At 61.8% G+C, this 14,221-nt stretch carries 7 protein-coding genes; 3 read left to right on the forward strand and 4 right to left on the reverse strand.

Annotated features, from left to right (window positions below; genetic code table 11):
• Positions 1 to 57 precede the first annotated feature (57 nt).
• The gene (locus CXQ80_RS00975) at positions 58 to 2,211 is read left to right on the forward strand and encodes a dermonecrotic toxin domain-containing protein (protein ID WP_101315584.1); all 2,154 of its coding nucleotides are present in this window, start codon (positions 58 to 60) and stop codon (positions 2,209 to 2,211) included.
• Positions 2,212 to 2,247: 36 nt separating this feature from the next.
• On the opposite strand, the gene betA is transcribed toward CXQ80_RS00975, so the two are convergent.
• From betA to betI, 3 genes are all read right to left on the reverse strand, one after another.
• Entirely contained in the window at positions 2,248 to 3,945 is a 1,698-nt protein-coding gene (gene betA / locus CXQ80_RS00980) for a choline dehydrogenase (protein WP_101315586.1), read from the reverse strand.
• A gap of 77 nt (positions 3,946 to 4,022) precedes the next feature.
• Positions 4,023 to 5,495 (reverse strand): betaine-aldehyde dehydrogenase, encoded by a 1,473-nt coding sequence (gene betB, locus CXQ80_RS00985; RefSeq protein ID WP_101315588.1) that lies wholly within the window; start codon positions 5,493 to 5,495, stop codon positions 4,023 to 4,025.
• A 30-nt stretch (positions 5,496 to 5,525) separates the two neighbouring features.
• Positions 5,526 to 6,191, reverse strand: coding sequence for a transcriptional regulator BetI (betI, locus tag CXQ80_RS00990; protein ID WP_101315590.1), 666 nt, complete (start codon positions 6,189 to 6,191; stop codon positions 5,526 to 5,528).
• Between the two features lie 423 nt (positions 6,192 to 6,614).
• Between betI and betT the strand changes: the two genes are divergently transcribed.
• Together betT and CXQ80_RS01000 are read left to right on the forward strand one after the other, a co-directional pair.
• A complete protein-coding gene (betT, locus tag CXQ80_RS00995; protein ID WP_101315592.1) occupies positions 6,615 to 8,618 on the forward strand; it encodes a choline BCCT transporter BetT in 2,004 nt (667 codons plus the stop codon).
• 167 nt (positions 8,619 to 8,785) lie between these two features.
• Positions 8,786 to 13,447: a dermonecrotic toxin domain-containing protein gene (locus CXQ80_RS01000; protein ID WP_101315594.1), complete on the forward strand. Its 4,662-nt coding sequence runs from the start codon at positions 8,786 to 8,788 to the stop codon at positions 13,445 to 13,447.
• 3 nt (positions 13,448 to 13,450) lie between these two features.
• Here the strand turns inward: CXQ80_RS01000 and CXQ80_RS01005 are convergent, their stop codons facing one another.
• Entirely contained in the window at positions 13,451 to 14,215 is a 765-nt protein-coding gene (locus CXQ80_RS01005; RefSeq protein WP_101315596.1) for a divergent polysaccharide deacetylase family protein, read from the reverse strand.
• Between the last annotated feature and the right edge of the window lie 6 nt (positions 14,216 to 14,221).

A 14,221-nucleotide genomic window follows, 5' to 3' on the forward strand; every position in this document is an offset into this window, starting at 1 on the left:
ATATTGATGCGGCATCCAGGTTGAAGTGCGGGCTCCCATTTGCACAGGCCACCGCGCATGATCCACCCCGACGATATGCCTCTGGCGGACATTGCCCGCCGTTATCTGGGCCAGTTCCCTGACCTGCATGGGCTGGCCCGTCAGGCCGCCGGCCATGTGCTGCGCCGTCAGCTCGGTCACTGGCTCGACCCTGATCAGGTGTTCTGGCATGAGTTCGACAGCGCCAGCAGCAGCCCGCGGACCTACACCGGTTTTTGCCACGGCGGCCCACCGCGGCGCTCGATGAGCCTGACCGAGCTGATGATCCAGCGCTTCAGCCCGGCGCAACAGGCCAATATCGACCAGTTGTCGGTGTACGGCGGCTTCTATCGAGTGGACGCCAGCCATACCGTTTTCGATGAGCGCAACGAGCTGCGTCTGGCGGCCCAGAGCGTGCTGGAGCAGTGTTGGGCGATGGACTTCGCGGCAACCTACCGCAAGCGTTTGGCGCAGTTTCGCGCCGAGCGCGGCGAGGACTTCTGCCTGTTAGCCCGCTCGCGGTTTCTGGCTGTACTCGGCCAGGCTGCACTGAGCAACGATGAGCGGCACGAAATACTCGCGGCCTCGCTGGTCCGCTCGCAGTTGCCAGCGACCCGCAAGGCTCTGCGCCTGTCGTATGGCGACAACCACCTCAGCGGTTGGGCTCGCCTGAGTCTGGGCGGGGTTGCGGCGCGAACCCTGCTGCTGCGTACGTTGCCCAGTGGCAAACGCTGCCTGTATCTGGCAGGCGAGCATGCCGGCATGGTGCTGCTCAACGATGAGCAGACGCTTGAGGCGTGGCTGGTCGAGCAAGCGGCAACAGCGCAGGGGCAGGAGCGGTTGATGAGCGATTTTGTCGGCAGTGACTTGCTGAGCCAGTCGCTGCGCCCGCGTCTGCAGAAGTACCTGGACTTGCTGGCGCGGCCCGATCATACGCTGCTGATCAGCAGCCAGCCGCTGCGCGGAGATGTGTTCGTGCGCCTGCGTGATCAGGCGTTGGTTACCCTGGCCAGTGATGCCGATGAGCGCCTTACCACCAACGCTCAGTTACGCAGGCAGCGCTGGCTGTCGGGGCTGCAAACTGCGGCATTGATCCTGGCGCCCATGAGCATTGCGGGTTGGCCTGTGGCCCTGACAGCGTTGGGCATCGGTGCCGGTTGCCTCGCGCTGCATGTGGACCAGGCCATCAATGGTAAGCGCGAGTGGCGCGCAGCTGCCTGGTGGGCGGTGTTGCTGGATATCCTGTTCATCCTCCTGGACAGCGCACTGATGCGCTCCACCGAGCTGTTTGCTCCAGGTCGGTTACCACCGCCGCGCACGCTCGAGGCGCCGCTGGCGATTGCCGACGACAGCTGGGAAGAGTTCATGCAGCCCGCCGCTGACGCGCTGTTGCTCCGTTCCGATCAAGCTCTGGCCCGTCAGCAAACGGCGCTGGCGCGGGTGCCGTGGGCCGACGCCGGCCAGGTCGATGAGCGCGGGTGGTATCTGGATGCGTTCAGTGAGCCTTACGCGGTCTATCGCGATGAACTCGGCTATGGCGCGCCGGCGATAGCCGAGTACAGCCATGCGCCGCAGCGCTACAACAACCTGTGGCGCGGGCTACCACTGGACGATCGGCTGGCGGTCTGTATCGACCGTAGCCATGCCCTGGCCGAGGCACTCGAGCAGATTGGTCAGCACAGCCCGGTCACCTTGTATCGCGCTGCTTCAGGTATGCGCAGCACCGGTACTGCGGTTTTCCGCAGTGGTCAGGTCGCGGTGGGAGATGTACTGGTGAGTACCGAGTTCACCTCGTTCACCGAGAATCCCTATGTGCTTTGGGAGGTGTTCAACAGCCCTGAGGTGCAGATATCCGGCAGGCCAGCCTTTGATGATGGCGCGGTGGTATACGTGCTGGAACCAGGCGAGCATGTGCGGGCGACACCGGTCGCGGCGTTTTCCAGCAGACCTGATGAGGCTGAGTCGTTGATGCTACCTGGGCGCTATGTCGAGGTCACGCGCATCACCGCCGTCGACAATGCGCGGTATCGCTTTATCGAGGTGCGCCTGAGGGCGCTGGCGCAGCCTCTGCAAGGAGGCCTGGTGCATGATCTGCGTAGTGGCGAGGTGTTTGATCGGGAGGTGCTGGCGCAGCGGTTGGGGGCAGGCGGAGATGATTCATTGATGCGGCGGTTCTTTCCGCTGCCGACGTAACGATTGGGGCCGCAAAGCGACCCCATTTAGCCTGAGTTACGGCTGCTTCACTTCCCGCATCGGCTTGCCTTTGACCGGCGCGCCGTTGGCCACGTAGTACTTGGCGGTGCTGCGCGGCAGCGGCTGGCGGCCACGGATCTTGTCGGAGATTTTCTCGGCGATCATGATCGTGGTGGCATTGAGGTTGCCGGTGATGATGATCGGCATGATCGACGCATCGACCACCCGCAGGCCTTGCATGCCATGCACACGGCCCTGATCGTCGACCACGGCCATCTCGTCGGTGCCCATCTTGCACGAGCAGGACGGGTGGAATGCGGTTTCGGCATGCTCGCGGATGAACTTGTCGAGCTCTTCATCGGTTTGCACGTGGGCGCCCGGGCTGATTTCGCGGCCGCGGTACTGGTCCAGCGCAGGCTGGGCCATGATCTCGCGGGTCAAACGGATACCGTCGCGGAATTCCTGCCAGTCCTGTTCAGTCGCCATGTAGTTGAAGAGAATGCTCGGATGCTGGCGCGGGTCCTTGGACTTGAGCTGAATACGGCCGCGGCTAGGCGAGCGCATCGAGCCCATGTGCGCCTGGAAACCGTGTTCCTTGACGCCATTCGAGCCGTTGTAATTGATCGCCACCGGCAGGAAGTGGTACTGGATGTTCGGCCACTCGAATTCAGGCCGGGAGCGAATGAAGCCGCCCGCCTCGAACTGGTTGCTGGCGCCGATACCGGTGCCGTTGAACAGCCATTCGGCACCGATGGCCGGCTGGTTCCACCACAGCAGCGATGGGTACAGCGAGACTGGCTGGGTGCAGGCGTACTGCAGGTACAGTTCAAGGTGATCCTGCAGGTTTTCACCAACGCCTGGCAGGTCGTGTACCACGGGCACGTCGAGGCTTTCGAGCAGTGCACGCGGGCCGACGCCGGAGCGTTGCAGCAGTTGCGGCGAAGCAATCGCGCCGGAGCTGACGATGACTTCCTTGCGCGCACGGGCTTCCATGCGCTCTTCGCTGTCGCCGACCAGGTAAGTCACGCCGACGGCACGCTTGCCTTCGAACAGGATGCGGTCGCTCAGGGCGTGGGTGACGATGGTCAGGTTGGGGCGCTTCTTGGCCTGGTCCAGGTAGCCGCGGGCGGTGCTCGAGCGACGGCCGTTCTTGGTCACCGAACGGTCCATCGGGCCGAAGCCTTCCTGCTGGTAGCCGTTGAGGTCTTCGGTACGCGGGTAACCAGCCTGTACGCCGGCTTCGACCATGGCGTGGAACAGTGGGTTGTTGCCGGCTTTGGGCGTGGCAACGCTGACCGGACCGTCACCGCCGTGATAATCGTTGGGGCCGATATCGCGGGTTTCGGCCTTTTTGAAGTACGGCAGGCAGTCGAGGTAGGTCCAGTCTTCCAGGCCTGGCAGCTTGGCCCAGCCATCGAAGTCCATGGCGTTGCCGCGGATGTAGCACATGCCGTTGATCAGCGACGAGCCACCCAGGCCTTTGCCACGGCCACATTCCATGCGACGGCCGTCCATGTGCGGCTCAGGATCGGTTTCGTAGGCCCAGTTGTAGCGACGGCCCTGCAGCGGGAAGGCCAGCGCGGCCGGCATCTGGGTGCGGAAGTCGAAGCGGTAGTCAGGGCCGCCAGCTTCGAGCAGCAGCACGCTGACGTTGGCGTCTTCGGTCAGGCGGGTGGCGATGGTGTTACCGGCCGAGCCGGCACCGACGATGATGTAATCGAATTGTTGGGACATGCAAGTACCCTCGTTGTGGCGGTGTCAGGGAGCAAAGCGCCCGCGCCATAAGGCGCGGGCCTAACTACACAGGGTGCTTAGAACACCGAGGTGTAGCCGCCGAGCTCGACCTGAACCGACTTGATGCGGGTGTACTGGGCCAGCGAGCTGACGCCGTTTTCGCGGCCGACACCGGATTGCTTGTAACCACCGACCGGCATTTCTGCCGGCGACTCGCCCCAGGCGTTGATCCAGCAGATGCCGGCTTCAAGCTGGTGAATGATGCGGTGGGCGCGGCTGATGTCGTTGGTGCAGACGCCGGCAGCCAGACCGTATTCGGTATCGTTGGCGCGGCGGATGACTTCTTCTTCGGTCTCGTAGCTGAGGATGCTCATGACCGGGCCGAAGATCTCTTCCTTGACGATGGTCATGTCGTCGCGGCAGTCGGTGAACACGGTCGGCGCAACGAAGGCACCCTTGGCCAGGTCGCCTTCGCTCAGACGCTCGCCGCCGCAGAGGACGCGGGCGCCTTCTTCCTTACCTTTGGCGATGTAGCCGAGCACGCTTTCCATGTGCTGGAAGCTGACCAGCGGGCCGAAGTTGGTGTTCTCGTCTTCCGGGTTGCCAATGCGGATGCGCGCAACGCGCTCTGCGATCTTGGCTTCGAAGGCGGCTTTCATCGGAGCCGGGATGAATACCCGGGTGCCGTTGGTGCAGACCTGACCGGAGCTGTAGAAGTTGGCCATCATGGCGATGTCGGCGGCCTTGTCGAGGTCGGCATCGGCGCAGATGATCAGCGGCGACTTGCCGCCCAGTTCCATGGTGACTTCCTTGAGCGACGAGCTCGAGGCGCTGGCCATGACTTTCTTGCCGGTGGTGGTGCCGCCGGTGAAGGATACTTTTTCGATGCGCGGGTGCTCGGTCAGCAAGGTGCCGACTTCACGGCCGCTGCCGGTGAGGACGTTGAACACGCCATTCGGCAGGCCGGCTTCGGTGTAGATCTCGGCCAGTTTCAGGGTGGTCAGCGAGGTAACTTCCGACGGCTTGAAGATCATCGCGTTGCCGGCCGCCAGGGCTGGCGCCGATTTCCACAGGGCGATCTGGATCGGGTAGTTCCACGCGCCGATACCGGCGGTCACGCCCAGCGGTTCGCGGCGGGTGTAGACGAACGAGCTTTCGCGCAGCGGGATCTGCTCGCCTTCGATGGCCGGGACCAGGCCTGCGTAGTACTCGAGCACGTCGGCGCCGGTGACGATGTCGACGTAACGGGTTTCCGAGTAGGACTTGCCGGTGTCGAGGGTTTCCAGCATGGCCAGCTCATCGTTGCGCTCGCGCAGGATGTCAACGGCACGACGCAGAATGCGCGACCGCTGCATGGCAGTCATCGCGGCCCAGACTTTCTGGCCACGTTCGGCGCTCTCGACGGCACGTTCGACGTCAGCGGCAGTGGCGCGCTGGACGTGGGCGAGGACTTCGCCGGTCGCCGGGTTGATGGCTTCGAAGGTGGCATCGCTGCCAGCGTCGACATAACCACCATCGATGTAGAGTTTTTGCGTTCCGAAACGGGCCATAGAATCCTCGCAAGTGCAGTGTGTGATTGGCTAGCCGCGTTGCGCTCCTGCTAATGAGGCAGTCGCTGCGTGCGATCGTTCAGCCGCCTGGGGCGTTGTATCCAGGGCGTGCTGCTTAGCCAGTTGTAAATCCATGTATTCGTAGGCAATCCGAATTGCCTGCTCGGTATCGAACGCGTCGCCCGAGAGTGCGCCACGCAACCACAGGCCGTCGATCAAGGCTGCCAGGCCACGGGCGGCCTTGCGCGCATGGTAGAGCGGCAGGACGCGGCGAAACTGGCAGCACAGGTTGGAATAAAGGCGGTGATCGTTGATCCGCTGCAACCTGTGCAAGGACGGCTGGTGCATGCTGGCGGCCCAGAAGGCCAACCAGGTTTTCATTGCCGGGCCGCTGACCTGGCTGGCGTCGAAGTTGCCCTCGACGATGACTCTCAGGTGCGCCCGCGGGCTGTCGTCGGTGAGGGCTAGTCGACGGGCGACGGTGCCTTCGCTCAACGCATTCATGAGGTGGCGCATGGTCGCTGCGATCAGGCCGTTCTTGTCCTGAAAGTAGTGACTGATGATGCCGTTCGACACTCCAGCCAAACGGGCGATCAGCGCAATGCTGGCATCTCCCAGACCGACCTGATCGACCGCCTGCAGGGTGGCTTCGATCAACTGCTGACGGCGAATGGGTTGCATACCGACCTTGGGCATCTGGCAAATCTCCTCAGGCCTGCGGGCAGACGACAAGCGGCTGCCTCGGCGAAGGCCAGTCTATTTTGTTTTGATTGAACGTTCAATCAATAAAGAATAAGCTCTGCGACAATTTGTGCCATTGACAGTTGTTTAAGGCTGTCGAGAAGGCATCGATTGGCACCCTAGAAAAACGTGCAACCCCCGGAATACAAGGCGTTGACGGGCATGGGCGCTGCGCGATACAGAATCTGCCGAGCGGTCGCGAGACTGCGCGCAGGGCCCTCGGAGCGGGGCTTGGCTCTGTAGTTGTGCATCGTTTCGCTACGGGATCACGGTTTTCCTGAGTGCTTTTATAACACCTGTCGCAGTGGCATTAATTGACCAATTGCACGGGATTGACTGATTAGCCTCCACCCCAGCACTGCCCGGAGCATTCGTGCAATGAGTTCTGCCTCCCTAACCAAACCCCCCGCCGAGAGGGTCCGGGTCAACAACGTGGTGTTCATCACCTCTGCGCTGCTGATCCTTGTTCTGACTGCCTTGCTTATCGCTGTACCCGACACCGCCGGTGAAGTGCTCAACGTCGCCCAGACCTGGCTGACGCGCAGCTTCGGCTGGTATTACATGCTGGTGATTGGCGGCTACCTGGTGTTCGTCATCGTTCTGGCCTTCTCCAGCTTCGGCAAGCTCAAGCTGGGCGGCAAGGATGACCAACCGGACTTCAGCTACGGTGCCTGGGCCGGCATGCTGTTCTCGTCGGGCATCGGTATCTCGCTGCTGTACTTCGGTGCGTCCGAGCCGCTGGATCATTACTTCAACCCGCCCGAAGGCACCTCGGCCAGCGCAGAAGCGGCGCGCCAGGGCCTGCAGCTGACCTTCCTGCACTGGGGCCTGCACGGCTGGGCGATCTATGCCCTGGTTGGCCTGGCAGTCGGCTACTTCGCCTATCGGCATAACCAGCCGCTGGCCTTGCGTTCGGCGCTGTACCCATTGATGGGCGAGCGCTGGGTCAAGGGCAGCGCCGGCCATGCGGTGGACATTTTCGGCATGTTCGTGACCCTGCTGGGGCTGGTGACCAACCTCGGTATTGGCTCGATGCAGGTTGCCTCGGGGCTTGAGTACCTGTTCGGCATGGCGCACAGCAACACTAACCTGCTGATCGTCATTCTGGTCATGGCGACGGTGGCGACGGTGGCCGCGGTATCGGGTGTGGAAAACGGCATCCGCCGCCTGTCCAACTTGAATATCGTGCTGTTCAGCGGCCTGCTGATCTTCGTCCTGCTGGCCGGCGATACCCTGCACCTGCTCAACGGCTTTGTGCAGAACACCGGCGACTACCTCAACGGCATCGTGCTGAAGACCTTTGACCTGTATGTGTACGAGAACGAAGCGGGCAAGTCCGAGCGCTGGTTGGGCCTGTGGACCGTGTTCTACTGGGCCTGGTGGATTTCCTGGGGGCCGTTCGTGGGCATGTTCATCGCCCGTATCTCCAAGGGCCGCACCGTGCGCGAGCTGGTTGCCGGGGTGCTGCTGATCCCGCTGGGCTTTACCTTGGCCTGGCTGTCGATCTTCGGCAACACCGCACTGGACCTGGTGATGAACCATGGTGCGGTGGAGCTGGGCAAGACGGCGCTTGAGCAGCCATCGATGTCGATCTACCAACTGCTGGAATACTTCCCGGCAGCCAAGATCGTCATCGGGGTGGCGGTGTTCGTCGGCTTCGTGCTGTTCCTGACCCCGGCCGACTCCGGCGCGGTGATGATGGCCAACCTGTCGTGCAAGGGCGGCCAGGTCGACGAGGACGCGCCGCACTGGATGGTGGTGTTCTGGTCGGTGGTAATCACCCTGGTAACCATTGGCCTGCTGCTGGCCGGCAACTTCGCCGCCATGCAGACCATGGTCGTGCTCGCAGGGCTGCCGTTCTCGGTGGTGCTGGTGCTGTTCATGTTCGGCTTGTACAAGGCCATGAAGCAGGACGCGCAACTGGAGCAGGAGCGGGCCGAGCTGGCCGCGCGCGGCCGTCGCGGTTTCAGCGAGCGGCTCAGTGCGATGGAGTTGCAGCCGACCCAGGCGGTGGTTCAGCGCTTCATGGACAAACACGTCAGTCCGGCCCTCAAGGACGCCGCAGCGCAGCTGCAGGCGCAGGGTTTCGAGGTCGAGACCCGCTTAGGCCAGTCGCGCAATATGATGGGCCTGCGGGTGATGATGGAAGAGGGCAACCCGTTCGTCTACGAGGTCAGCCTGGACGGCTACCTGGCGGCGCCCAACGAGGCACAGGTGCAAGGCGAGGCCGATGTGCGCCAACGCTATTATCGCGCCGAGGTCTATCTGCACGATGGTAGTCAGGAGTACGACCTGATGGGCTTCTTGCCGGAGCAGATCGTTCGCGACGTGCTTGATCAGTTCGAGAGCCATCGCCAGGTGCTGGGGCGCGTGTACAGCTAGGACACGTGCGCAGCTTTGCTTGAAACAGGCCTTGTCCATTGGACAGGGCCTGTTTCGTTATTGCGCCAACTGCCTGGTGGCGCAGTGTCGACCCCAGCAATAACTAACACCGGAGCACCCTCCACTACGCGTTAGGTTGAGCCCTTTCTCCTCAGGAAAGTGCCGCCATGCCCAGCAACCCATCCGCAACAGCCTCTGATTTCCACGCCAGCGTAGCTGCTCAATTCGCCAACCGCCCTGGCCTGCGCCAGATCGCGGCTGAGCGGATCATGCAGCTCTTGATCGAACACCATCCCATTCTCAAGACTGCCAGACCTGACATGCATTCAGCTGAAGGGCTGATGCTGATGACACCTGGACTTCCTCTCCGACCGCTGGTCGACCTGGTGCTGCAAGCGCTGATTGACGGCAAGTTGCTGGACTTGTCGCCGGTAGACAACGTTGCCCAGTACTTCTGCCTGGAACCGGGTAGGCGCTTTTATGCGATCGAAGACTCCATGACCACCGGCGAGGGCGATGTCATAAAGCCTGAGCGGCTGCAGACAGCCTTCGATGAACTGGTCAGGCAGTTGCCAGATGACTTCTGTCAGGCCCAGGTCGACTATTGGGCGACTGGCAGCATGGGCGTCGACCACCTGAGCTGGCTGCAGCAACTGCTCAAATCGGCGCTACTCTGCAACTTGCCCTGGCAGGTGTTGGATGAACAGCAGGCGCAGTGCGTGCGCGAGCTGCTGGCACGCGGCAATGTGCCGTCCGGTGTGTATCTGGTGCAGGTCGAACTGGACATTGGCGGGGCTACCTTCAGCGAGACATTGCCAAACCTGCTGATTCAGGCGCAATGGGACGAGCGCGAGTGCCTTCTGTGGTGCGCGCCCTCGGGGATCATCCGTGCATTCGACTCGTTCGACGAGTTTGCTGCTGCGCTTGCCGACGAGCTCGGCGTGCGTTACCGCTTCGAGGCCATGACTTGGCACCGCTTTGCGTTGGAGGGCGACTGCTTTGTGCAGCAGGCGGCAATGTTGCTGGATATTCTCCTGGCGACGCTGTCGCGGCTGCGCCCCGCCTTGCTGGCAGATGTCGGCGCGCTTGAGCAGGCATATGCCTCGCTGAGCGACCCTGCCAGCTTCTTCATCCCGGCCTATTCCAACGTTGGCAGTACCAAACTGATCCTGCCTCCAGGACTGAATAGAGCGTCTTCCGAGGACAGCTTTGCCTACCAGTGTGGCCTGTTCGAGCTGGCCTTGGCGCAGGCTGACTCCGACGGTATCCCTGCACTTGATGGCATTCTTGACCTGCATGGCTACGCCAGCCAGCGTTTGCGTGAGCAGATGTTGAGTGATCATCCGATCGACGCCAACTACTTTGCGGATGACCTGTTGCTGACCCTGAGCGTGGCCAGGGGAGTGCCCGGCGGTGCGGGCGCGGGTGTTGGCGGCGGGGTGGTTGAAACGCGCAAGGTTTCGCTTACCCAGCTTGCCGTAGGCAATTTGAGCTCACTGGCCGGAGCTACCGTGACGGCGATCGAGCATCGGGACGATCAACTGATCATGGACTGGATGAACGTCGAGTACGTCAAGGCACTTATCCAGCGTGTCGACATCGGTGCTCATTATCCGGTGTATGTCGCTGACCGTCTGGATGAGCCGGCCCAGCGTGAGCTGCGCGTCAGTCGTTTCGCTCGTGAATGGCGTTGTTCTTTCCTGTTCAGTGCCTTGCAGGCAAAACTGGCAGGTAGCCTGAGTGAGGCCGCGCTGCAAGCCGTGGTCAATTACTGCCGGGGGCTGGATGACAAGCAGTTGCCAGGCAGCATGTTGATGCCACTTGCATTTCGGCGCGAGCCCAGCAGTGAGCACTACGACCTGGTGCGTGGAATGTATGTGCTGTTTTGCGTCGAGCCTGCCGTGGTTGTGCTATATCGGCCGTTGTATGCATCGCGCTCGGTATGCGAGTTTGCCAGTCTGGATGCGATGATGCAGGCGATTCGTTCCGATACGGCCTTGCAGCAGGACATCCTTGAGTGGATCCTGCCACAGGCTCGAAGCGTGTATGCGCACGGCGGATTTACCGAGCCGCATCTGGGTGTGCCGATCGTCGATTCCTCGCTCCTGCCCGAGCGCGTGCAACCGCCTGCGTTCTGGCCGGAGTTTTGGCGCGTTGATGTCGACGCAAATATGTATGCAGCAAACCGCGACCTGCTGGTGGAGCTGGCTGACCGGCAGAGTGTGTCGAATGCCGAGAGCCGTTGGGCCATTCTGTGTGAAGGTGCCTGGTTGCTGTTCGACCTGATTACCTTGCAACTGCGCGGGCCGGTGGCAGTGGTGGCCTGGATGGTGCAACTGGCCAAGAGCATCGACAATGACCTCACCGCGTTGGCTAAAGCTAGTGCCTTCGGGCGCTCAGCGGCGGTTGTCGACCTGATCCTCAATGCCGGCATGGCGCTGCTGCATGCGCGGTTGCCGCAGTTGCAGGAGCCCGTCCCCGTAGAGCAACCGCCGCTGGATCTGTTGCGCGGGCCGACAATCGCAGGCAACGGTGCATCCACGGCGATGACTCGCCCAGTCCAAGGCAAGGTCTACCTGCCTGGCGAGGTGCTCAACAAGGCCAGCGTGAACCTGGACTTTTCCTTCAGTGGAGGGCAGGGCTTCAATGTCCTGCCTCCTCAACGGCGGCAGGCCTTGCTGGCGATGCGCAGTGCTGTATCGCTCAACGGCATCCAGCCGCTCAGTGCTGGCCCTGAACAAGGCTTGTATATCAAGGATGGGCAGCATTACGTGTCGCTGCGCGGGGACACCTACGCGGTGGCGCTCAGCGCCGAAGGCGCACGTATTGAAGGCCGGGACGGCGCCGTCGGGCCGTGGCTGCTGCGCGAGTTCGGAGCGTGGCGTATCGATGCTCGGCTGCGCTTGGATGGCGGTATGCCGCGTAATCGCGTTCAGCGCCTGCAGGAAACCAAGAAGCAGCAGCTTGCTCTACTCAAGGATCAGGAGAGTGCGCTGGTCGTGGACAGCGAACCACGGCGGCGAGACCTAGAAAAATATATCAGGCAAGAGTTCGAGAACAAGGCGTTGATCCTTGATTTGGAACAGGAGGCATCACTGGACAGCGTTCAAGTAAGCAAGTTGGCGCTGCTCAGGAGCCTTCAGAAGCGCTACAGCGAGCGTGTTGCCGGTGGCTATAAACGATTGATCGAGGTAGACCGCAAGCATGATCGTATTCTGACCGAGATCACTGCCGTCAGGTCCGTTGACCCCGTGCTGGATCAGGTGCTGGACGGACAGCGCAGCGATATTCGGCACAGCCTGGTCGAGAACTGCGCGCAGTACTACAACCGTCTGGCGGACATGATCAACGACGAAGACATTGAGGAGCAAAGGGAGCAGCTGTTGGTCCTCCCGGAAACCGAGGCCGAAATCCAGCACTATCGGGACTTCACCAAGGCGCTTGAGGGCGTGCAGATGTGGGAGCAGGAGTTGATCGAACTGTCCGGGCCGTTCGACGCCCTGCTCGAGGAAACGCTAAAGGACAGCACGATTCATTTCAAATCCGAGGAAGGCGGCAGAGACACCAAGGCTCAGATGCTCAATCGGATCATCGAGGCAAGGCGAGCGAACGCGGTAGACCTTGAATTCCGTATGCTGCAGGACCTTGCCGAGCTTAGTCTGGATCGCCTTGGTGGGGCAGACGAAGCGACCTTGAACGAGTACCAGAACTATCTCAACGGCCCTGCGTTGGCCAGTGCTGGCGCTGCGCACGCCGAGCTGGCGGGTGCGGACCTCGCGCTGAGCGAGCGCCTGGAAGTCCTGAACGGTGTAATGGATGCCTACGAGGAAGCAGCAGGTATGGCCGATTACTTGCTGAGCGTGGGCAAGAAAGTCATCCGAGCGGACAAGCTGCGGCTATACCAGCAGACGCTCGGCAAACTCAAGGATTCGGTCAGGATCGAGATTGCCAGCGACCTGCGTGAACTTGAGCTGGCGGATGTACCGAGGGTGCGTACGCCTCTCTATGCAAAGCGTGGCGGCATACGTCGAGTGGTCCGCACGCACCGTGGCCGAAGCGTTGTGGGAGAGGAGGTGCAGGTCGATGGCGAGTCGGTTATCCAGCAAAGAGATTCCTACTCCAAGGTTTTGAAAACTTTCAGACGCCAGAACAGTGCGTGGGTCGAAGACGCCGAGTCCAACCCGCTCGACAGAGCGTCCCCATCGACGCAAGGGCTTGCCAGTGTCCGCCGACGCGGGCGCACGCTGTTGGGCGAGATGGATTCGGTGGTCAAGATCGCTCGGCGCTATGTTTCATCTGACGAGCCGTTGGGCTTGAGCACGGTATTGGAGCTGCACCGCGAAAAACTCAGAGAGGTGCTCGCAGCACTGCCTCGCAGCGAAGGCGATGCAGCGTTGTATGAAGATCTTGAAACGGGCATCGAGTCATTGCAGGCGACCCAGGATGACTTGCTCAGATCGATCTACTTCAATACCACTCACCCAACGGCACGAGCGCTCAAGTACCTGCACGAGCAGAAACAACTGACTATTGTACGCACCGTCAAACGCAGACCGCTGCCCCGCAACGACTACCTGGATATCTATGAAATCAAGCGGCTGGCCGTGTCCGGACATGGTCGAGGCATTGGCTTGTGGGAGGCGCATTTCCACTACGCCAGCGAGGGCGCAGCTGACCTTGATTTTGTCGCCGGGCACCTAAAAACCTGGGCGCAGCGCGCGTTGGGCCGCGACGCTCAATTACGTGCAGCGCAGAACAGTGAGGTGTTGGAGATCTACCGCAGCAAGCTGACCAAGGCCGATGTGCTCGGCATCATCCCGTTCGAGTAGGCTTCAGCGATTGCTGTAGCGGCCTTGCTTGCCATGTGCAGGCATGGCCAGATTGCTGCGCACGGCGATCATCTGGCGCAGCTCTATCAGTTCGATGCCCTGGCTCTTGAGCCGGGGCATTTCTCTTTCCAGAACCTCCAGCGTTTGTGCGTAGGGGTGGCCAATCAGCACAGCTGAGCCCTGCCTGCGGGCCAGCTCGACGCCTTCACGCAACTGAGCGGTGATGGCTTCGCTGGTGCGCACGTCGTCCAGAAATACATCCCGTGACACGTGTGCAAGGCAGTCTTCCTGCGCCTTGGCGGCAGCCACGGTAGCGGCACTGGTGCGGCTGTCGACGAAGAACAGGTCACGGCGCTGCAACTCAGCCATCAACCAGGCCATGGCAGTTGGCTCAGCGGTCATGCGGCTGCCCATATGATTGTTCACGCCTGCGGCAAACGGCACCTTGAGCAGCGCTGCGTCAAGGCGCCGGGCGAGCTCTTCGGTCGGTAGGCCAGGGTGCCAGGCATATGGGCCGGTGGCCGGGTCCATCGGCATGTGCAGGATTACCGTCTTGCCGGCTTTATGGGCCTGACGGGCGAAGTCACTGGCGTGCGGGGTATCAGGCATCACCGCCATGGTCACCGGGCCGGGCAGGGCAAGGGTGCGCTGGTCGCGCTCGATGCTCTGGCCAAGGTCGTCGATGATGATGCTCATGTAAGCCTTGGCCGGCGCCGCATGGGCGGCGCCGGTCAGCAGGCAGAACAAGGTCAACAGCAGATAACGCATCAGCGG

This window comes from Pseudomonas sp. 02C 26, assembly GCF_002843585.1.
Lineage (GTDB): Bacteria > Pseudomonadota > Gammaproteobacteria > Pseudomonadales > Pseudomonadaceae > Aquipseudomonas > Aquipseudomonas shirazensis.

Bases quoted from the DNA above. Each gene is read 5' to 3' on its own strand.
- betB (WP_101315588.1), bottom strand. From the start codon at position 5,495: ATGGCCCGTTTCGGAACGCAAAAACTCTACATCGATGGTGGTTATGTC.
- betI (WP_101315590.1), bottom strand. From the start codon at position 6,191: ATGCCCAAGGTCGGTATGCAACCCATTCGCCGTCAGCAGTTGATCGAA.
- CXQ80_RS00975 (WP_101315584.1), top strand. From the start codon at position 58: ATGATCCACCCCGACGATATGCCTCTGGCGGACATTGCCCGCCGTTAT.
- CXQ80_RS01005 (WP_101315596.1), bottom strand. From the start codon at position 14,215: ATGCGTTATCTGCTGTTGACCTTGTTCTGCCTGCTGACCGGCGCCGCC.
- CXQ80_RS01000 (WP_101315594.1), top strand. From the start codon at position 8,786: ATGCCCAGCAACCCATCCGCAACAGCCTCTGATTTCCACGCCAGCGTA.
- betT (WP_101315592.1), top strand. From the start codon at position 6,615: ATGAGTTCTGCCTCCCTAACCAAACCCCCCGCCGAGAGGGTCCGGGTC.
- betA (WP_101315586.1), bottom strand. From the start codon at position 3,945: ATGTCCCAACAATTCGATTACATCATCGTCGGTGCCGGCTCGGCCGGT.